This is a genomic window from Pontibaca salina (assembly GCF_016307205.1).
GTDB lineage: Bacteria > Pseudomonadota > Alphaproteobacteria > Rhodobacterales > Rhodobacteraceae > Pontibaca > Pontibaca salina.
Genome location: NZ_JAEIJD010000016.1, coordinates 19,199 through 39,302, shown reverse-complemented (window position 1 = coordinate 39,302; position 20,104 = coordinate 19,199). Strand labels below are relative to the sequence as shown.

The 20,104-nt window shown below is 60.4% G+C and carries 23 protein-coding genes and 1 tRNA gene; 22 read left to right on the top strand and 2 right to left on the bottom strand.

Annotated elements, in window-relative coordinates:
* The 12 genes from JAO82_RS14495 to JAO82_RS13575 form a co-directional block, all read left to right on the top strand.
* On the top strand, positions 1 to 80 hold an 80-nt coding region (locus JAO82_RS14495), incomplete at its 5' end, for an EF-Tu C-terminal domain-related protein (RefSeq protein WP_198686409.1).
* A 255-nt stretch (positions 81 to 335) separates the two neighbouring features.
* On the top strand, positions 336 to 656 hold the full coding sequence (locus JAO82_RS13625) for an oxidoreductase (protein ID WP_198686941.1): 321 nt from the start codon (positions 336 to 338) through the stop codon (positions 654 to 656).
* A complete protein-coding gene (locus JAO82_RS13620; protein ID WP_198686940.1) occupies positions 650 to 892 on the top strand; it encodes a hypothetical protein in 243 nt (80 codons plus the stop codon). The genes JAO82_RS13625 and JAO82_RS13620 overlap by 7 nt, the downstream gene beginning before the upstream one ends.
* Before the next feature lie 116 nt (positions 893 to 1,008).
* A complete protein-coding gene (locus tag JAO82_RS13615) occupies positions 1,009 to 1,929 on the top strand; it encodes a metal ABC transporter substrate-binding protein (RefSeq protein ID WP_269812884.1) in 921 nt (306 codons plus the stop codon).
* 98 nt (positions 1,930 to 2,027) lie between these two features.
* Positions 2,028 to 2,957: a manganese/iron ABC transporter ATP-binding protein gene (locus tag JAO82_RS13610; protein WP_198686946.1), complete on the top strand. Its 930-nt coding sequence runs from the start codon at positions 2,028 to 2,030 to the stop codon at positions 2,955 to 2,957.
* A complete protein-coding gene (locus tag JAO82_RS13605; RefSeq protein WP_198686939.1) occupies positions 2,954 to 3,853 on the top strand; it encodes a metal ABC transporter permease in 900 nt (299 codons plus the stop codon). The genes JAO82_RS13610 and JAO82_RS13605 overlap by 4 nt, the downstream gene beginning before the upstream one ends.
* On the top strand, positions 3,850 to 4,698 hold the full coding sequence (locus JAO82_RS13600; RefSeq protein ID WP_198686938.1) for a metal ABC transporter permease: 849 nt from the start codon (positions 3,850 to 3,852) through the stop codon (positions 4,696 to 4,698). The genes JAO82_RS13605 and JAO82_RS13600 overlap by 4 nt, the downstream gene beginning before the upstream one ends.
* A 142-nt stretch (positions 4,699 to 4,840) precedes the next feature.
* Entirely contained in the window at positions 4,841 to 5,320 is a 480-nt protein-coding gene (locus JAO82_RS13595; RefSeq protein WP_232897417.1) for a hypothetical protein, read from the top strand.
* Entirely contained in the window at positions 5,317 to 5,976 is a 660-nt protein-coding gene (locus tag JAO82_RS13590) for a MotA/TolQ/ExbB proton channel family protein (protein WP_198686937.1), read from the top strand. The genes JAO82_RS13595 and JAO82_RS13590 overlap by 4 nt, the downstream gene beginning before the upstream one ends.
* 31 nt (positions 5,977 to 6,007) lie before the next feature.
* Positions 6,008 to 6,337, top strand: coding sequence for a biopolymer transporter ExbD (locus JAO82_RS13585; RefSeq protein WP_198686936.1), 330 nt, complete (start codon positions 6,008 to 6,010; stop codon positions 6,335 to 6,337).
* A complete protein-coding gene (locus JAO82_RS13580) occupies positions 6,334 to 6,732 on the top strand; it encodes an ExbD/TolR family protein (RefSeq protein ID WP_198686935.1) in 399 nt (132 codons plus the stop codon). The genes JAO82_RS13585 and JAO82_RS13580 overlap by 4 nt, the downstream gene beginning before the upstream one ends.
* Positions 6,729 to 7,583 carry a cell envelope integrity protein TolA gene (locus JAO82_RS13575; RefSeq protein WP_198686934.1) on the top strand — a complete coding sequence of 285 codons (855 nt, stop codon included), beginning with the start codon at positions 6,729 to 6,731 and terminating at the stop codon, positions 7,581 to 7,583. Before JAO82_RS13580 ends, JAO82_RS13575 begins: the two co-directional genes overlap by 4 nt.
* 12 nt (positions 7,584 to 7,595) lie before the next feature.
* On the opposite strand, the gene mgtE is transcribed toward JAO82_RS13575, so the two are convergent.
* On the bottom strand, positions 7,596 to 8,939 hold the full coding sequence (gene mgtE, locus JAO82_RS13570) for a magnesium transporter (protein WP_232897416.1): 1,344 nt from the start codon (positions 8,937 to 8,939) through the stop codon (positions 7,596 to 7,598).
* Positions 8,940 to 9,298: 359 nt separating this feature from the next.
* Here mgtE and JAO82_RS13565 point away from each other — a divergent pair, with 359 nt between their 5' ends.
* The 9 genes from JAO82_RS13565 to JAO82_RS13525 all read left to right on the top strand — a co-directional run bounded on the left by JAO82_RS13565 (position 9,299) and on the right by JAO82_RS13525 (position 17,846).
* A complete protein-coding gene (locus tag JAO82_RS13565) occupies positions 9,299 to 10,429 on the top strand; it encodes an ABC transporter permease (RefSeq protein WP_198686933.1) in 1,131 nt (376 codons plus the stop codon).
* Positions 10,429 to 11,214, top strand: a complete 786-nt coding sequence (locus JAO82_RS13560; protein WP_198686932.1) for an ABC transporter ATP-binding protein — start codon at positions 10,429 to 10,431, stop codon at positions 11,212 to 11,214. The genes JAO82_RS13565 and JAO82_RS13560 overlap by 1 nt, the downstream gene beginning before the upstream one ends.
* Positions 11,214 to 12,929 (top strand): MlaD family protein, encoded by a 1,716-nt coding sequence (locus JAO82_RS13555; protein ID WP_198686931.1) that lies wholly within the window; start codon positions 11,214 to 11,216, stop codon positions 12,927 to 12,929. The genes JAO82_RS13560 and JAO82_RS13555 overlap by 1 nt, the downstream gene beginning before the upstream one ends.
* Before the next feature lie 13 nt (positions 12,930 to 12,942).
* Entirely contained in the window at positions 12,943 to 13,545 is a 603-nt protein-coding gene (locus JAO82_RS13550) for an ABC-type transport auxiliary lipoprotein family protein (RefSeq protein ID WP_232897415.1), read from the top strand.
* 60 nt (positions 13,546 to 13,605) lie between these two features.
* The gene (locus JAO82_RS13545; RefSeq protein WP_198686929.1) at positions 13,606 to 14,418 is read left to right on the top strand and encodes a TIGR00282 family metallophosphoesterase; all 813 of its coding nucleotides are present in this window, start codon (positions 13,606 to 13,608) and stop codon (positions 14,416 to 14,418) included.
* A gap of 161 nt (positions 14,419 to 14,579) precedes the next feature.
* Complete coding sequence (locus JAO82_RS13540; protein ID WP_198686928.1) at positions 14,580 to 16,358, top strand: SLC13 family permease; 1,779 nt, start codon at positions 14,580 to 14,582, stop codon at positions 16,356 to 16,358.
* A 152-nt stretch (positions 16,359 to 16,510) separates the two neighbouring features.
* Positions 16,511 to 16,750 carry a hypothetical protein gene (locus JAO82_RS13535; RefSeq protein ID WP_198686927.1) on the top strand — a complete coding sequence of 80 codons (240 nt, stop codon included), beginning with the start codon at positions 16,511 to 16,513 and terminating at the stop codon, positions 16,748 to 16,750.
* The gene (locus JAO82_RS13530) at positions 16,747 to 17,424 is read left to right on the top strand and encodes an NnrU family protein (RefSeq protein WP_232897414.1); all 678 of its coding nucleotides are present in this window, start codon (positions 16,747 to 16,749) and stop codon (positions 17,422 to 17,424) included. Before JAO82_RS13535 ends, JAO82_RS13530 begins: the two co-directional genes overlap by 4 nt.
* Positions 17,425 to 17,771: 347 nt before the next feature.
* Positions 17,772 to 17,846, top strand: a tRNA-Gln gene (locus JAO82_RS13525).
* Between the two features lie 242 nt (positions 17,847 to 18,088).
* On the opposite strand, the gene JAO82_RS13520 is transcribed toward JAO82_RS13525, so the two are convergent.
* Positions 18,089 to 19,081, bottom strand: a complete 993-nt coding sequence (locus JAO82_RS13520; protein WP_198686926.1) for a hypothetical protein — start codon at positions 19,079 to 19,081, stop codon at positions 18,089 to 18,091.
* Between JAO82_RS13520 and JAO82_RS13515 the strand changes: the two genes are divergently transcribed.
* Entirely contained in the window at positions 19,037 to 20,071 is a 1,035-nt protein-coding gene (locus tag JAO82_RS13515; RefSeq protein ID WP_198686925.1) for a site-specific integrase, read from the top strand. The two genes, JAO82_RS13520 and JAO82_RS13515, sit on opposite strands and share 45 nt — an antisense overlap.
* The last annotated feature ends 33 nt before the right edge of the window (positions 20,072 to 20,104 follow it).

Below are 20,104 nucleotides of genomic sequence, written 5' to 3'. Positions count from 1 at the left end.
TGGAGCAGGGCCTGCGTTTCGCCATCCGTGAAGGCGGTCGCACCGTCGGTGCGGGTGTCGTGTCCAAAATCATCGCGTAACCGAAACGGGCGCGGTTTCGCGCCCGGTTTGACTGCGAAATACAACATTTTAGATAAAGGCCGCTGCGATTACCGTGGCGGCCTTTTTTTGGTCTGCCGCAATGACGGCTGGCGTTCCCGTGTTCAGCCCTGAGATTACGCGACCAAGCTGCCGGTGGCCCGGTTTTTCTTGATACCTGTGTCAGATCCGACACTGTCGAAGGCGGTCGCCAGCTTGAGCCAAGGCGTGCGATCTCAGGTTATGTCGAGCGCGCCATGGGCGGCGCGGCGATGATCTTGGTCGGGCCGATGCCGACCCATCCCGCCGCAATGCTGACGCGCGGCAGTTTCCTGCCCGGAGACGACGCTGTCGAAGTCTGGGCCGCCCATCATGGCCTGCTTGACCAGTTCTGGACGCCGATGTCGAGCACCCGCAGTGACGAATGGGGCGAAAGCCTGAACAGCGGCACCCGGTTTTCGCGCGATGTCCTGCGCCGTATCTGCGTGGCCAGTGGCGGGGAGTGCATCATTGGGCTTGCGGTCAATGTCGAACCCGACGTTAAAGCTGCGCTGTGCTGGGCGTGGACTTCGTGGTAGAGTCTGCCATTATCGAATGGAGCGCCGAGGGTGTGACCCTGAAATCTCTGCTGACCGGTCCGCAAAGCCATCTGCCGGACGCGTCGCTGGTTCTGGCGATAACGAATTTGGCAGAAATGCGCCTGCGCGGAGAACTGGCAGAGTGTGGCATTGCCGTGCAATCGATTGGGGATGCCAACGCTACGCGCAAGCCGCTTTTGCGATCTATGACGGAAGAAAGGCGGCATTGGCGCTGACCTGATGCGATCTGTTCGGGGATTGCGGACCTTAATGAGAAGCGTTCGCAACATGCTTGACAGTTGCGAGCGCTTCGCATTAGCAGTGCGCTATATTAATCAGACGGAGTCAGAGCATGACACGACCCTCTCCCCGAAAGCTGGCGATGGCAGCCGCGATCATCTCGGCATCGCTGTTTGGCGTGACGGCCCACGGCCAAGAAAAATCCGACCCCTTCAAGGTGGTCACGACCTTTACCATCCTTGCCGACATGGCCCAGAACGTGGCCGGTGACGCAGCCGAAGTGGTGTCGATCACCAAAGCCGGTGCCGAGATTCACGATTACGAACCCACACCGCAGGACATCGTGCGCGCCTCGGGTGCCGATCTGATTCTGTGGAATGGTTTGAATCTCGAACGCTGGTTCGAGCAGTTCATCAACAACCTTGGCGATATGCCATCGGCCACGTTGAGTGAGGGAATCGAGCCGATGTCGATTGCCGAAGGCGAATATGAGGGTACACCCAACCCGCATGGCTGGATGGGGCTGGATAACGCGCTGATCTACGTGGATAATATCCGCGATGCGCTGTCCAAACATGACTCGGATAACGCTGAAATCTATGCTGCTAACGCCGCAGAGTACAAGAAGCAGATCCGCGACACTATCGAACCATTGCGCAAGCGTGTGCAATCGGTGCCCGAAGACCGGCGCTGGCTGGTCACTTGCGAAGGCGCGTTCAGCTATTTGACCCGCGATTTCGACCTGAAAGAAGCGTATCTATGGCCAATCAACGCCGATCAGACCGGTACGCCGCAACAAGTGCGTAAGGTGATCGATACGGTCCGCGATAACGATGTTCCGGCGGTATTCTGTGAGAGCACGGTCAATCAGGCCCCCGCCAAGCAGGTCGCGCGCGAAACCGGGGCGGAATATGGTGGTGTCCTCTATGTCGATTCCCTTAGCGAGGCAGACGGCCCGGTGCCGACCTATCTCGACCTGCTGCGTGTCGATGCCGAGACGATCGCCAAAGCGCTGGCGCCGCAGACGAACTGAAGTGCCACCGCTCACGACCTTTTTGCCATCACGCACCTCGGTGCGTGATGGTCAATCTGCGGATCGACCTGAATGCCAGAGCCAACAAGGATGAGATGATGCTCGATCTATCCCCCGATGCCGTAGACGCTGCCAATGCCGAAGGGCCGGCGGGCGGTATTTTAGTCCGCGACGTGACTGTGACCTATCGCAATGGCCATACTGCCCTTTATGACGCCAGTTTCGAGATCCCCCGCGGCACCATAACTGCGCTGGTCGGCGTGAACGGTGCCGGGAAATCGACGCTGTTTAAGGCAATCATGGGTTTCGTGCCCGCCGCGCGAGGCGAAATCCGCCTGTTGGGCCGGACGGTAAGGCAGGCGCTGCGTCAGAACCTTGTGGCCTATGTGCCGCAGGCGGAAGAGGTCGATTGGACCTTTCCGGTGCTGGTCGAAGACGTGGTGATGATGGGTCGCTATGGGCATATGGGCTTTCTGCGTCACCCGAAACAGGCCGACCATGATGCCGTGGAGGAGGCGCTGCGCCGGGTCAATATGCAGAAGTACCGCCACCGCCAGATCGGGGAATTGTCCGGCGGTCAGCGCAAGCGTGTGTTTCTCGCGCGCAGCCTTGCCCAGGCCGGGCAGGTGATCTTGCTGGACGAACCCTTTACCGGGGTGGACGTCAAGACCGAGGAACAGATCGTCGCTTTGCTGCGCGAATTGCGCGACGAGGGCCGCGTCATGTTGGTTTCGACCCATAACCTCGGTTCAGTGCCGGAATTCTGCGACCGTACCGTTCTCGTCAAGGGCACGGTGCTGAACTATGGGCCAACCGAGACCACCTTTACCCATGACAATCTTGAACGTGCCTTTGGGGGCGTGTTGCGACACTTCACGCTGGGCGGCACCGACCTGCACGATGACGACGATCCGCGCGAGATTTCGATCCTGACCGACGATGAACGTCCTCTTGTCAAATATGGCCAGCGCGGCCGTCAGAAAAAAGCCGTCACAGCGAATAAGCCCGATACCGGGGGGCAGTCATGATCGACCTGCTGCTTGAGCCATTTAGCTATGGCTATATGTTCAACGCCATGTGGGTATCGGCGCTGGTCGGCGGAGTCTGCGCCTTCCTGTCCTGTTACCTGATGCTGAAAGGCTGGTCGCTGATCGGCGACGCATTGTCCCATTCGGTCGTGCCCGGCGTGGCGGGGGCCTATATTCTGGGGCTGCCCTTCGCGCTGGGCGCATTCATTGCGGGTGGGCTGGCGGCCGGGTCGATGCTGTTCCTGTCGGGGCGCTCGGGGCTGAAGATCGACGTGATCATCGGCATCATCTTTACCTCGTTTTTCGGGCTAGGTTTGTTCATGGTGTCGCTGTCGCCGATGTCAGTCAGCATCCAGACCATTATTATGGGGAACATTCTTGCCATCACGCCGGACGACACGCTGCAATTGGCGATCATCGGAATCGTGTCGATGGCAGTGCTGCTGGCGAAATGGAAAGATTTGATGGTTGTCTTCTTTGACGAGAACCACGCCCGCAGCATCGGTCTGCGCGCTGATCTTCTTAAGGTGGTCTTCTTCATCCTGCTATCAGCGGCCGTCGTCGCTGCAATGATTACCGTTGGCGCGTTTCTGGTGATCGCGCTGGTGGTCACACCGGGGGCGACCGCCTATTTGCTGTGCGACCGTTTCCCGCGTCTGATCATCGTGTCGGTGTTGATCGGTGCCGTGACCAGCTTCTTTGGCGCCTATATCAGCTATTACCTTGATGGCGCCACGGGCGGCGTAATTGTCGCGCTGCAGACGCTATTGTTCCTTCTGGCGTTTTTCTTCGCGCCGAAACACGGCATGTTGGCGGCGCGTCGCAAAGCGTCGCAAGCGCTTGCGCCAGAGTCCCCGCCAATCTCGAGCGCCGTGCAGCAGGAGGCACACCCATGATCGACACCCTGCTTTTGCCGTTTCAATTTCCGTTCATGCAAAACGCCTTCTGGATTGCGCTGCTTGTCGCGCCACCGACGGCGCTGCTGTCTTGCTTTCTGGTGCTCAAGGGCTGGGCGCTGATGGGCGATGCGGTCAGCCATGCGATCCTGCCCGGTGTGGTGCTGGCCTGGATGACGGGTATTCCTTTGCTTATCGGGGCCTTCGGCGCGGGTATGACCTGTGCAATGCTGACCGGTTATCTATCGCATAACAGCCGGATCAAGCAGGATACGGTTATGGGCGTGGTGTTTTCGGGCATGTTCGGCATCGGGATCATCATGTACACGTCGATCACCACCAATGAGCATCTGGATCATGTGTTGTTCGGGAACATGCTGGGCGTGGGGCGGGAAGACCTTTGGACCACGGGGCTGATCTCGCTGGGGGTCACTGGGTTTTTGGTGCTGAAGTGGAAAGATCTGCTGCTGAATGCCTTTGATCCGGCCCAGGCCCGCGCCAGCGGGCTGCCGACTGGGTTGCTGCATTACGGGCTGCTGGCCGTGCTGTCGCTGGCCATTGTCTCGACGCTGACCGCGACCGGGTTGATTCTGGCCGTGGCGCTGGTGGTAACGCCGGGGGCGATCGCGTTTCTGGTCGTGCGCAGTTTCGGACGGATGATGATCGTCTCGGTCGCGGTTTGCGCCATGTCAATGGTAAGCGGGGTCTATGCCAGTTTCTTCATCGACAGCGCCCCCGCTGCCACGATCGTGCTGATCCTGACGGTGCTTTTCATCTTGGCGTTCCTGTGGCGCCTACTGATCACCCACCGCACCTCGCGGATGGCGGTTCAGGCGCAATCATAGCGGCAGCAGCGGCGCGATCTGCCCCATCGCAGCGCGCCGCTTTTATATTGACACTTTTAGTCACCTTACATTACCGGCCCCATGCAGCATGATTGAACGGCAAATTTCTGTTATTTGCAGAGAATCATCAGGAGGTCCTGCCATGAGGCCAGTCCAAACATTCTTGTTCACGGTCGCGTCTGCCTTGGCATTGGCCGGTCTGTCCGGCAGCGTCGCCGCCCAAGACGCCGCCCAAGACGCCGCCCAAGACGCCGCCCAAGACGCTGCGCAATCGCGTGGCCTGCAGATCGAGTTGAACACCACGGCCGATGTGGAGGGCGCGTGCCGCATCAGTTTTCTGGTGGAAAACCGACTCGGCGCGGATCTGTCCGAGGCGGTTTTCGAAACCGTGCTGTTTGACAAGGATGGCGCGGTCGAGCGGCTGACGCTGTTCGACCTGCGCGACCTGCCCGCCGGGCGTCCGCGGGTGCGCCAATTCCAGATCGACGGCCTCGCCTGCGGGGATATCCAGCGTATCCTGTTCAACGGCGCACATAGCTGCACTGGCGAGGGGCTGGACAGCGGGGCCTGCATGATTGATCTCAACCTGACCTCGCGTACCGAAATCGAGCTTCTGGGATGACTGTTGTACAAAACCTGCGGGCCTCTCTCGCAAATATCCTTGATCTTGGCGGCCCGGTCGTCGCGGTTTTGGTGCTGGTCTCGGTGCTGACGCTGGCGCTGATCCTTTATAAGCTGTGGCAGTTTCAGCTTTCAGGTGTGGGGCGGCACCGCGCGCTGTCTGCGGCAATCAAAGCGTGGGACCAAGGTGAAAGACCGCAAGCCGCACAATATCTGGCGCAAAGCACCAGTTACCTTGCGCCGGTGATCGCGCAGGCGATGGAGCAGGAAGAAACCGGCACGGCGCTTTTATCACAACGGCTGGACGCCGAAGCCGAGGCACGGTTCGCGCGGCTGGAATCGGGGTTTAAAGTTCTGGATGTGGTCGCCCAACTGGCGCCGCTGCTGGGATTGTTCGGCACGGTTCTGGGCATGATCGAGGCGTTTCGCACGTTACAGGACGCGGGCCATGCGGTGGACCCATCGCTTCTGGCGGGGGGCATCTGGGTGGCGTTGCTGACCACTGCGGCAGGGCTGGCCGTGGCCATGCCCGCAGCCCTTGTCCTGTCATGGTTCGAGGGGCGGATGCACCGCGAGCGGGTTTTTGCCGAACGCGGCTTGCGCACCGTCCTTGCCCCGGCAAAAGCGAAGCCGGACCCACAGGTTCATGCCGCTTGAGATCCGCAAGCCCCGGCGCAGGCCGCTTTCGATGACATCGTTGATCGATGTGATCTTTCTGCTGCTGCTGTTCTTCATGCTGACGTCGACCTTTTCGCGCTACGGCGAGATCGAGTTGTCGGGAGCGGCGCGGGGCGGGGCCAATGCGCAAATCGCGCCGCTATTCTTGTCGGTAAACGAAACCACACTGCGCCTGAATGGCGAGGCGGTGGCGCTGGACTCGCTGAGCGCAATCTTGGCAGAGCGCGCCGAAACTCGGTTGCTGGTCAGCCTGACGGATGAGGTTCTGTCGCAACGGCTGGTCGATGTGCTGGCGGTGCTGCGCGGGGTCGATGGCCTTGCGGTGACGGTGCTGCAATGAGCCGCCTTGCCCGCCCCAGAACCGCCAGCCCGCGTGAGCCGACCATTGCCCTGATCAACGTGGTCTTTCTGATGCTGATCTTTTTCATGATCGCGGGCACGCTGGCAGCACCGATGGATGGCGATCTGACTCTGGTGCAGACCGAAACGCTGGACGGGCGCGCGCCGCCGGACACGCTGGTGGCACATGCGGATGGGCGGCTGAGTTGGCGCGGCGAGCCGATCGAAACGACGGGTGATTTTATGGCCGGACAGCAAGAGGGCGGGCAGGGCCAGATCTTGCGCATTGTCCCTGACCGGGCGCTACCCGCACAGGTTCTGGTGCGCCTGTCCGGCGAATTGCGTGCGGCGGGTGCAGCGCAGGTGATGGTCGTGACCGAACGGGCGCTCCCATGATCCCGGGCTCACGCTATGTTGCCCTGATCTGCCTAGCCTTGGCCGGGGCGCTGCACGCGGCCATTGCGGTGCTGCCGTCCATTGGGGCAGAGAAAATCGCGCTTCAGGGCGGCGGCGGGGCCAGCATTTCGACTTCGGGTGACAGTTTTGCTGATATGGCCGAGGGCGCATCGGTGCCCAAGCCAGAGCCAACAATGCATGTCGAGCTAACCGCAGCAGCCGCACCCAGCGCGGCGCACTCCGCTGCACCAAGCGATGCAGCCACCGCCGCCCCAGTAGCCACGCAGAAAAGCCCTGCTCCCACGGTCGCAAGCGCGCAGCCGGTCGAGCAAATATCAGCCCTCTCACCAGAGCGGGCCGACCGCATCCAGGCCGAAACCCATGCGCCCAAGGACTCCGCCCGCCCCGAAGCTCGGCCAGAGCGGCCCAAGCTCCAGCCGAAACGCAAGGCTGCGAGCAAAACCGCGCCGCCGCCCCGGCAAGCAGGCAATGCCAAAAGCACCGCCCGGGCCGGTGATGCGAGCGGCAAGGAAACGGCGCAGACACAGCAGGCGGGACCGGCGCAGCATGTTACCGCCCGTTCGGGCAATGCGGCGGCGGAAAACTATCCCGGTCAGGTCATGCGCCAAATCCAGCGCACCCGGCGTGAACGTGTCAACGCGCGCGGATCGGTGCAGGTCAGCTTTACCATCGCCGCGAATGGCGGGCTGGCTGCGCTTAACATTGTTGGCAGTTCCGGTTCGGAACAGCTGGACCGCGTGGCGCTGCAACAGATCAGGCGCGCCGCACCGTTCCCGGCCCCGCCCCAAGGGGCGCGGCGTGATTTCACGTTGCGGATCGATGGGCGATAGGGCGGAACTGGCCTATAGCGTCAACAGCAGCGTCGCGATCGAGAAATAGACCACCACGCCAACCGCATCCGAGATCGTCGTGACCAGTGGTCCGCTGGCCGTTGCCGGGTCCAGCCGCAAACGGCTGAGCAGGAAGGGCAGTGACATGCCCACAAGGCTGCCAACAATAACCACAAGGAACATTGTCGCGCCAACCACCAGAGCAATCTCGGACCCCCCGCGCAACAGCCCGAGCGGGAAGACCACAGCCGCCATAGTTACGCCCAATGCGGTGGCAATCAACATCTCGCGCAAAATCAGGTCACGCCAGTCTTTCAGCGCGACATCGCCTGTCGCCAATGCGCGCACCATCAACGTGGCCGATTGCGACCCGGCATTGCCGCTGCTGTCGATCAGTAAAGGCAGGAAGAATACCAGCGCCACATAGGCCAGAATTGTGTCTTCAAAATAGGCGATTCCAGCGCCGGAAAACAGGTTTCCGAACACCAGTAACACCAGCCAGACAATACGTTTGGAATACAGCACGCCAATCCCCGCCTCACGCAGGCTTTGGGTGAAGGGTAACACGGTGGAAAGGCGCTGAAAGTCCTCGGTGGTTTCCTCCTGCATGGCATCGGCGGCGTCGTCATGGGTGACAATCCCGACCAACCGATCATTTTCATCAACCACCGGCAACGCCAGCAGATCATACCGCTCGATCGTCTTTGCGACCTTTTCCTGATCGGTTTCCACCGGCACCGACACCGGCAAATCATTCATGATCGCGCCTATCGGAATGTCATCGGCGGCCAGGATCAGTTCGTGCAATCGGACCGAGCCGATCAATCGGCGCTCATCGTCCAGAACATAGGAGCGATAGATGGTTTCCTTTTCCGGCGCCGCGCGACGGAGTTCTGCAATTGCCTCTTGCGCGGTCATCTCGGCGCGCAAGGTCGCGTAATCCGTTGTCATGATCGCGCCGGCGGTGCCTTCGGCATGTCCGGCAAGGCGGCGGATATCGTCGCGCTCGGCTTGTGCCAGATTGCGCATCAGCGTTTGCTGCTCGCTCTCGCTGAGCCCGTTGAACAGGTCGACGCGGTCATCGGCGTCCATGTGTGTGACGATGTCGGCCAGTTCAGCCGGAGCAAAGGCAGCGGCGAAATCGACCTGGATGTTCAGCGGCAGGAACCCGAACACTTCGACCCGACGTGGCAACTCCATATTGCTCAGGTGCTGCAGCGCATCGGGGGGCGAGAGATCAGCCAGCCAGGCGGCCACGTCGATGCCATGGGCCGAAGCAAGAAACGTCTCGATGACCTCAGCCGGTGCTCCGAGCGATGGTATGTCCCGTTCTGACTTAGTTCTGACATCGCGCATGGGTAGGGTCCCTCGGGCAAACTTTGTTGTTTCAATGGTACTTTTGCAGGGGCTTAATTGGTGCTTGCCGGAAATGCGAGGCATGTGCGGCAGATTTTCCAGGCACCCGCCCAACTGAGAAGATTTGTCAGCAAGGCGTCTGCTGGCATTGAGCTCTCGTACTCACGCCGCCTCTCAATTCACAACAAAATGCGGACGATGCGCAAGGGGCTGGTGGGACCCTCAGGCCACGGTTGAGCGCTAATGAAATTTGTCCAATGGATGCTGTCTTGGGGGTTCTATAAGAAGGGTGGCACAGAAGCGGCATATTGCCTTGCCGCCCGGTCCGATTAGAAGGCCGAGACCCCGAGATTGGAAAGATGACGCCACGAGCAACCGGCAGCAAACAGAGGCAGTCAGCGGTCGTCGAGGCGACCGTCGCGAATGGCTGCTATGTATTGTCCGGCGATTTGCTGATCGAAACCATCGATCGGCTGGACCACGACTTACGTGGCGCACGCCTGATCGACATCTCACAGGTCGCACAGTTGGACACGGCAGGGGCGTGGTTCATCCTCGATCTTGAACGTCGCATCGCCGATGCGGACAAGGGCAGGCTGATCCGGGGAGCGACCGATACCCAGCGCCAGCTTCTGGACACGGTTCGCGCCAGCATGCCAACCGAGGCCGAGATCACGGAACATCGCCCGACGATTACCGACCGCATTGAAGCTATCGGACGTGCGACCGCCAATGCGGGGCGCGTCGCTTTGGAATTGACCAGCTTTCTGGGCGAGGTCATTGCGGTCATGGGGCGATTGATAGTCCAACCACGGCGCTTTCGCATGACGTCGCTGGTGTATCACATGCAGCAGGTTGGTTGGAACGCGATTCCCATCGTTGCACTGATGGCGTTTCTGATCGGCGTGGTTCTGGCGTTTCAGGGGGCGACCCAATTGCGCCAGTTCGGGGCCGAGGTTTTTGTGGTCGATCTGATTGCGATTTCAGTCTTGCGCGAACTGGGCATCCTGTTGACGGCGATCATAGTTGCCGGTCGGTCGGGCTCGGCCTTTACGGCGGCCATCGGGTCGATGAAAATGCGCGAAGAGATCGACGCCATGCGCACGCTGGGGTTGAACCCGATGGAAATCCTAGTGGTGCCGCGGATACTGGCGCTGGTGCTGATGCTGCCGGTGCTGGGCTTGATTGCGGATGTTTCGGGCCTGATCGGCGGCGCGATCATGTCGTGGATCGAACTGGGCGTTTCGCCGGCTGTGTTCCAGTCGCGGCTGGTCAGCAACACCGATGTCTGGCATTTCGGCGTCGGCATGATCAAGGCACCGTTCTTCGCGCTGATCATCGGCATTATCGGCTGTTACGAGGGCATGAAGGTCGGTGGCGATGCAGAATCGCTGGGTCGGCTGACCTCGACCTCGGTGGTTCTGGCGATTTTCATGGTCATTGTCGTGGACGCGATTTTCTCGATCTTCTTTTCTCTGGTGGGGGTGTGATGAACGACACTGCAACTGACCCCATCATCAAAGTACGCGGACTGGTGAAAAGCTTTGGCACCCATATTGTGCATGACGGGCTGGATCTGGACGTGCGCCGGGGCGAGATCATCGGCATTGTCGGCGGTTCGGGCACCGGGAAATCGGTGCTGCTGCAACAGATCGTCGGGTTGCTGAAACCTGACGCCGGTCAGATCGAGGTCTTTGGCGAGAATGTGCGCGACAGCTCGCCCGAGGAATATCGCGATCTGCGCCGCCGTTGGGGCGTGATGTTTCAGGACGGTGCCCTGTTTTCATCGCTGACCGTGCGCCAGAATGTCGAAGCCCCGATGCGCGAGCAATTGGACCTGCCCGACGATTTGCGAAAAACGCTGGCCGGGATCAAGGTGCGGATGGTCGGGCTGACCGATGTGGCGCAGACCAAGTTTCCTTCAGAGCTTTCGGGCGGAATGCGCAAACGCGCCGGGTTCGCCCGCGCCATTGCGCTGGATCCTGAGATCGTGTTTCTGGACGAACCGACCGCCGGGCTGGACCCGATCGGCGCGGCGGCTTTCGATACATTGATCGGCCAGTTGCAGGCGACATTGGGTCTGACAGTGTTTCTGGTTACGCATGATCTGGACTCTCTGCATGCGATCTGCGACCGAATCGCAGTGCTGGCGGAGAAAAAGGTGCTGGCGGTCGGCACTATGGCCGAGATGCTGGAAGTCGATCACCCCTGGGTGCAAGAATATTTCCACGGCCCCCGGGCGCGGGCCGCGCTGGCAACAAAAGGGGAGCGTTGATGGAAACGCGCGCAAATTACATCCTGATCGGCGCATTCACGCTGCTTGGCATCTTGGGAACGCTTGCGTTTATGATCTGGCTGGCCAGCGCGCAGCTTGACCGGCAATATGCGACTTATGGCATTCTTTTCGACGATGTGTCGGGGCTCAGCGCCTCGGGCGATGTGCACTTCAACGGGATTGCGGTCGGGCGCGTGATCGATTTGCACATATCGCAAGACGATCCGTCCAAGGTCTTTGTCGGTATTCAGGTCGATGCAACGACGCCGGTCCGCGAGGACACAGTGGCGCAGCTCAGTTCCTCGGGGGTGACGGGGGTGTCGTATATCTCGCTGTCGAACAAACAGCGCGAAGCCCCGCCACTGACCGCACCACCCGGTGAAATTCCGATCATCGCGTCACGTCGGTCGACGGTGCAGCAATTGGTCGAGGACGCGCCCGATCTGATCTCCGAGGCAACGGAACTGTTGGCACAGTTTCAAAAAATCGCCGGGCCAGAAAACCAGAAATATGTCAGCAACATCCTGCGCAATCTTGATTCCGCGTCCGGTGGGCTGGAAAAGGCGCTGAGCGATTTTTCTTCGATCACCGGGGTTGTGGGCGACGCAACCAAACAGATCACGCTGTTTACTGCGCGACTGGACGCTATCGGAGCCTCGATCCAGACGACGCTGGTCAATGCGGACGCGACATTGGCGGCGGCCACCGACGCGTTCGATTCAACCCAAGCGGCAATCACGTCCTCGACCAAAGCCATCGACAGCGCTGGCGGAGCCTTTGCCGAGGCGGAAAAGCTCATGCGCGAACAGGTGCCGGCGATCATAGCGCAGATTTCCGACACGGTGGATGCGCTGAACGCCGCTGTTGCCGATCTGTCGGCTCGGTCGGCCAATACGCTGACCGGGTTCGGCGATACGGCGGACTTGCTGAACGCGCGCCTGAGTCAGCTTGAAACAACGTTGACCGAGGCCGACAGCGCATTTGCCGCCGTCGCCGGCGCGTCCGGCAGCGTTTCCAAGCTGATTGATGGGGAGGGCGCGCTGCTGGTTTCGGATGCGCGCGCGGTGCTGGCCGATGCCAAGGCCGCCATTGGCACCGTCGAGACGGTCATTAACACGGATGTTCCGGTTGTGGTCGAAGATATCCGCAGCGCAGTTGCCACCGCGTCGAAGGCGGTGGATCGCGTCGCCAATGATCTGACCGGGCTGACCGGGCGGCTCGACCCGCTGGCGGCGGACGCGCACAAGACGCTGACCACGGCCACGCAAATTTTCGAACGCGCGGGGCAGACGATGGACAATCTCGACCGCTCGCTGGGTGCAACCGACCGTGCGCTGGCCTCTGCAGAAACTGCGTTCGACACGGCGACCGGAGTCATGTCGACCGATTTTGACCCGGTCCTGAACGATATACGTTCAGCCAGCGACCGGATCGGAGCTGCGGCGGAAAAGGTGTCGGAGGATCTGCCGGCCATCACCGCCGATCTGCGCGCGCTGATTGCCCGCGCCGACGCGGTTGTCGGCCAGGTGCAAGCGACCGTCGCGGGGGCCGCGCCCGGTATCACCCAGTTTACCGGCAGCGGCCTGCCGGAACTTTCGCGGTTGGGATCCGAAGCCCGTCGGCTGGTGCGCTCGCTTGATCAACTGGTGCGCCGGATTGAACGTGACCCCGCGCGGTTCCTGCTGAATGAACGTGTGCCCGAATATCGGAGATGACAGGATGCGCCCCATGATGATGACCCGCCGTTTCGCCCTGCTGGGGGCCGCCGCAAGCCTGAGCGGGTGCAGTGCCCTGTCCACCCTGAATACGGCGGCAACGCCACTAAATACCTATGATTTGCTGCCGGTCACCGGGACGACACCCGGACGGCGCTCAGGGCGCACATTGCTGGTCGCCCGCCCGGACGCCGCCGCCGCCATTGCGACCGACCGGGTCATGATCAAGCCCGCGCCGCTGTCGATCACCTATCTGCCCGATGCCCGCTGGCCGGACGAACTGCCCGACCTGATGCAATCGCTGCTGATCCGCTCGATCGCGGGTACCGGACGGCTGGGCTATGTCGGACCCGGCGAAGGCGGGCCGGTGCCCGATCTGGCGCTGCTGACACGGCTTGACGCGTTTCAGGCCGAGGTCACCGGCGATGCGCTGAGCGTAACGATTGACGTGACGCTGACGGTACTGCGTGACCGGGACCAGCGCGTGATCGCCAGCCGCGTTTGGCGGCAGAGCGCGCCGGCTGCCGACGATTCGGCGGCAGCCATCGTGGCCGCCTTTCAAACGGTGTTGAATGGGCTTCTTCCCGATATGGCGGACTGGGTCGCCGCCGCGTGATATGGTGGACCGGTTTGGCAGGGTCTTGCTCGTTGCGGTGTTCCGCCTTAATGGGTTGGCATGAGATTACTTTTTCTGGGTGATGTGATGGGGCGCGCCGGGCGCGCCGCCATCCGGGAATGTCTGCCGCGGCTGCGCGAGGATTGGCGGCTGGATTTCGTCGTGGTCAACGGCGAAAACGCCTCGGGCGGGATGGGTCTGACCGGGGCCCATGCCAAGCTGATCCTCGACGCTGGGGCGGATTGCGTCACGCTGGGCGATCATGCCTTCGACCAGAAGGATATGTTGCAATTCATCGAAACTGAACCACGTGTGATACGCCCGTTGAACTTTGCCAAGGCCGCGCCGGGCAAGGGCGCGCGGCTGTTTGAGGCCAAAGGCGGGCGCAAGGTGCTGGTGGCGCAGGCGCTGGGCCGCGTGTTCATGAACCGCCCGTTTGATGATCCGTTTTCGGCGATCGAGCCGGTGCTGAAATCTTATCCGCTGGGCGGCCAGGCGAGCGCGGTGATCGTCGACATGCATTGCGAGGCGACATCGGAAAAGATGGCGATGGGCCATTTCTGCGACGGGCGCGCCAGTCTCGTGGTCGGCACTCACACCCATGTGCCCACCGCGGATGCGCAGATCCTGCCGGGTGGCACCGCTTATCAAAGCGATGCCGGCATGTGCGGCGACTACAACTCGGTGATCGGCATGGACAAGGCAGAGCCAATGCGCCGCTTTGTCGCCGGCATGCCGAAAGCGCGGTTCACGCCGGCATTGGCCGAGGCGACGCTCTCGGGCGTCTATGTCGAGACCGATGACGCCACGGGAAAGGCCCAGAAGATCTGCATGGTGCGCCAGGGGGGCCGACTGCAACAGGCCGGTCCGTGAACATCCCATCCATCACCTTTTATGGTAGCTGAGGGTCAGAGTACCAGTTGCGGTCTTTGCGTAGAGTGTCGGGTACATGGTGCTTGCCACCGGGGCAGTGATCGGGAAGGTTGGGTATTTGCCGTTCGGCGTGCAATGGATATGGGCGGACCGCAACCATCATGACTCTTTACCAGCTTTCAGATACGGGCAGCGCTTTTCTGGCGCTGATCATCGTTGGCGGCATGTTTGCGCTGTTTCTGCGGGAGACTCTGCCAACCGAGGTTGTCGCCATCGGCGGCGTTGCCCTGATGCTGATTAGCGGCGTTCTGCCTTATCACGCGGCGCTGCCGGTCCTGGCCAATCCGGCACCGTGGACGATTGCGGCGATGTTCATCATCATGGGTGCATTGGTACGCACTGGTGCGCTGGACGCGTTTACGACGCTGGCACAGAAACAGGCGCTGGTGCGTCCGCGTATGGCCATCGCGATGCTGATGGGTTTTGTCGTCATGGCGTCGGCTGTCGTCTCCAATACGCCGGTGGTCGTGGTGATGATCCCGGTTTTTATTCAGGTCGCGCGCACTCTGGACATATCGGCCAGCAAACTCTTAATCCCACTTAGTTATGGCGCGATCCTGGGCGGGACGCTGACGCTGATCGGGACTTCGACCAACCTGCTGGTGGATGGGGTTGCGCGAGCGCAGGGGCTGGCAGCCTTTTCCATATTCGAGGTGACTCCACTGGGCCTTGCCGTGGTGGCATGGGGGATGCTGTATCTGCGCTTCATCGCGCCGCGGCTGCTACCCGATCGCGACAGCATGGCAATGATGCTTTCGGATCGCTCGAAGATGAAATTCTTTACCGAAGCGTATATCCCCCCTGAATCCAACCTGATCGGGCGCGAGGTCACCGACGTGCAGTTGTTCAAGCGGGACGGGGTGCGGCTGATTGATGTGATCCGCGCGGACCAATCTCTGCGGCGCAATCTGGAAGAGGTTAAGTTGCAGGCTGGCGATCTGGTGGTGCTGCGCACCCAGATGTCTGAGCTTCTGAGTCTGCAAAGCAACAAGGAATTGAAGCGAGTCGATCAGATTTCGGCGGTTGAGACCAATACCGTCGAAGTGCTGATCACGCCGGGTTGCAAGATGGTCGGGCGCACGCTGGGGTCGCTGCGGCTGCGGCGGCGTTATGGCGTCTATACGCTGGCCGTGCACCGGCGAAACCAGAACATCGGTCAGCAGCTGGACGGATTGGTGGTACGGGTGGGCGATACGCTGCTTCTGGAGGGCGCGCCTGCCGATATCCAGCGCCTGTCGAGTGATATGGACATGGTCGATGTTTCGCGCCCCTCAGCGCGGGCTTTCCGGCGCGGTCATGCCCCCATCGCCATTGCCGCGCTCATCGGGATTGTGGTGTTGGCCGCATTGAACATTGCGCCGATCCTGATGCTGTCGGTGATAGCCGTGGCGGTGGTTCTGGTCACCGGCTGCATCGACGCGGATGAGGCGTTTTCGTTTATCGACGGCCAGTTGATGGCGCTGATTTTCGCAATGCTGGCGATTGGCGCAGCACTGGAAAGTTCGGGCGCGGTGCTGATGATCGTGAACGGTATCGCACCGATGCTCAAAATGCTGCCGCCGTTTCTGGTGGTCTGGGCAATTTATCTACTGACTTCGATCCTGACCGAACTGGTTAGCAACAACGCGGTGGCGGTGGTGGTCACGCCCATCGCCATCGGGTTGGCCAGCGCCATGGGCTTTGATCCGCGTCCGCTGGTGGTGGCGGTGATGATTGCGGCTTCGGCGGCATTTGCAACGCCTATCGGTTATCAGACCAACATGATGGTATACGGACCGGGGGGGTATCGGTTCACCGATTTCCTGCGGGTTGGCATCCCGCTGAACCTGAGTATCGGCTTGCTGGCATCGGCCCTGATCCCGTTGATTTGGCCACTTTGAGCGCGCCTGAAGCCGGCGCATCTGCCGCTTGTACCCCGCGCGCCCTTTCCGGTGGCGAATATGTCCGGTTCGTTTTGTGCTGCATATAGTTGCGGAAGCCCGAGTTGGTGACCTAGTGTGCACCCAAGAACACATGCGGGGGTATGTTCAACATGACCCAGACCCACCCAGAGCTGTCGCGAAGCCGACGCTGGCGCGACGTGGCGTTTTTTTCTCTGGGCTTGCCCACGTTGTTTTGCATTGTCGCTGTGCCGGCGGTTCCGGTCGCGATTACACCGTTTGAAGCAGTGCTGATCGATTTCGCGGTCCTGTTGTGGATTGTTGCCTTTACTCTGTTTATTGCGCGTATCGGTGCGTGGCTGTTTCGGCCCGGTCCGCAAGAGAACCCATGATGCTGACCGGCTGGGGCTTGTTTATGGCCGCGCTGGCGGTATTTCTTGCCAGCCATGTAATTCCGGTGCGCCCGCCGATGCGGCTATGGCTGATCGCGCGGTTGGGGCTGCGGGGTTATTATATCGGCTATAGCCTGTTTTCGGTCTTGGTTTTGGTCTGGCTCATCGTGGCCGCAGGTCGCGCGCCCTATGTTCAGGTGCTGCCTTCCGGGCCGGTCTGGCGTTGGGTGCCGCTGTTGATAATGCCGGTGGCGATTGCGCTGGTGGTAGCCGGGGCAGGGGGGGTCAATCCGCTGTCCTTTGGCGCCATGGGGCGGCGGCCTTTCGATCCGGACGATCCCGGCGTTTTGGCCGTGACGCGCCATCCGATGCTGCTCGCGCTATTGCTGTGGTCGCTGGCACATCTTCTGGCCAATGGAGACTTGGCCCATGTGATTCTGTTTGGCCTGTTCGCGGTCTTTGCGTTTCTGGGCATGGTGGTGATCGATCGGCGCAGGCGTCGCCTATTGGGCCCCAAGGTATGGCAGGTATTGGCGCGCAAGACCGCGTGGTTGTCGCTGTCGGGTCTGGTCGCGCTGCGCCCCAGTTTCGCGGCCATGGTGTTGACGGCGGCAATCTATGTGGGCCTCTTGCTGCTGCATCTGCCAGTGATCGGGGTATCGCCGCTGCCTTAGGGGGCAGGGCGTCGATCAGCAGATTGGGCAGGGCTAGCGCGGGCAAAGCCGCTGTGCCATGGGCAGTGCCATGTGCAGGGAAGATGGTCTGGGCAGGCAAAAGCGAGAGCCTGCGCGTGATTCTGGTCGCAATGACGATCGAAGCCAATGGCTAAGCCGGTCGATTGGCGATTCGTGAATGTTTCACCGCGAATGCAGCCCGACCACTCGCAAAGGGATATATTAACGATTCCTGTGGTCTTTTGGACCGTGATGTCGATGTAGGGCGCTACGGAACAGTGATAAAGCCATATTTTCCGAAAAGGGCCTTGCACCGGCGGCGTCAGCGGCTTAACTAGCCTTCGCGTTGGGGTGTAGCCAAGCGGTAAGGCAGCGGTTTTTGGTACCGTGTACCGTAGGTTCGAATCCTACCACCCCAGCCATAAAATCCAGCAAAACACGCAAAATCAAGGGCTTAGAGAGTCCCGCTTTGCCGATTGTGTCACAGATTCCGAATCATGTGACACAAGGTGTGACACATGACATCGCTCATTACGCCCGAAAACGGTGCCGGGTCGTGTCTCGGAAACCCAAACACCACGCCGGCCCCTATCTCATGCGCCGGGGCCGCATCTTCTATTTCAGAAAACGCCTGCCAAAAGCCGGATCAAACCAGCTCTCAAACTTATTTCTCTGTCTGTCCCTGCGCACCGACCTCCCGCTCGACGCCGTGAAGCGCGCCGCAAGGCTGCTCACGGTCTACGAGCAAAAGGAGACAGACATCGTGGACGCAGTGACTCAGGGAACCCTCAGCCCGGCAAATGCCAAGGCGCTGTTGAGCGAAGTGCTTCGCGCTGAACTTGCCCGCATTCTTGATCAGCAGGGCACATCGGAAACCCGCAGCGATGCAGAGATTGATAGCCGCATCATCCGGCTCGAAACCGAGAACAGTGCCTTGCGCCGCGCCGCACGACGCGGAAACTGGGAAAATGTCCAAGAGCTCTTGGAAGAAGCCACGCAGATGATCGCTCTGGCCCTGCCTGACCCTGTCCCTGGCGATCTGGGCCGACAGGCGGTGTCGCTGAAGCGTCGCATCAACGACGCCGAAATCGATGTTCTCGACGGTGATGATGTGCGCCATGCCAGCCGCGACTTGTTGACCGACCATGGCATCCAGAATTTCGAGAGCTTCGTGAAAGCACCAATCCTCATCTCGCAAGCATTCGCACAGACCCGCAAGAACCATCCAACCAAATCGATGCAGGGAAATATCAACGCCCTTGAAAATCTGATGATCGAGTTCTTCGGGGACATTCCGGTGACCGCGCTCACCAAAGACCGACAGAAAGATTTCTTCGCCTGGTGTGCCCGCTTGACGCGCAGTCAGGGAAAAAGCCACGGCAAGAATCGCTTCACCAAGGTCGGCAAGGAGATTTCCAAAGCCGCTGAAATCTCCGAGGCCGACGCGAAAGATCTTTTGGCAATGGAAGAGGTGCGCAATCGCCCGATGATTTCGACAGCCGAAAAACGGGCGATTCTGGCAGAGCTCTTGGTCCCGCGCCGATCGATGACAACCCTGAAACGCGATCGGGATGGATTGAACCGCCTGTTCAAAAGCGCCGCTGACTTGGGCGTGGAGCCGCCAAAAGCCCTGACCTATAAAGAGCTCGAACGCCATATCCAGGCGCAGCAGCCGGATGATGAGCTCTATATCCGCGTGACCAAGCCAAAACTACGCATGCCATGGTCCGAAGAGCGGCTTGCAAAATTTCTCACCTGTCCGATTTACACCGGTTGTTTTTCGGAGCACCGGCGCTGGAAGCGCGGAAGCATGATCATCCGAGATGCGACCTATTGGGTGCCTCTGATCGTGCTGACGCTGGGATCCCGGATCGCAGAGATCCTGTTGCTCAAGCGCACGGATATCCGGTTTCGCAATAACGCCTACTGCTTCGCGATCGGATCCGGTCTGGAACAGCCGGGCAAGACCGAAGACAGCAAACGCATCGTGCCGATACCACAGCTGTTGCTCGATCTGGGGTTCATCGAGTGGTTTCAGGCGCTGCCCGACAGCCATGGTGTGTTGTTGTTTCCGGAAGCCGCGCGCCGAACCACCAGCGGTGATGTCACCAGCGCCTTTGGAAAGCATCTGCGCAGAATCCTTGAGCGCCTCGACCTCGCTGATTTCGATGAGGATTTCTATGCTATGCGCAAAACACTGTTGAGCATGCTGCGAAGCGCCAGTGTGAGTGATGGTCAGCGTCAGGCCATCGCGGGTCATAAACATGGCAGTATTTTGAACGTGCACTATACCGCCCATCAAACCCATGACCTGAAAGCGGCCGTCGACAAAGCGGATTTCAAGCTCGAGATCGGGCGGCGGCGAAAATACGGCTTCCCTGTTATCCTGCGTTGTAATCTTGCCCAACAGGAGGAACTGAAGGTCGATGTGACGATCAACGATGATGGCCAAGCGGCCAGTGTCAGAATACAGACCGAGAGCGCGACAGACCCGGTTTTTGAATTCGTGAAACAGCCCAATTCCACGGCAAACACCTTGAGACAGGTAGCCAGAGAGCTGCGCGACATCGTGTCGGGTCGCTCTTTGAGACTGCCGAAAGATGTGATGAAACGGGGGGCTTTTGAGCATTTTCTGGCATTGGCATGACTGAACGGGTTCTGTGGCGAAACACATAGAGTT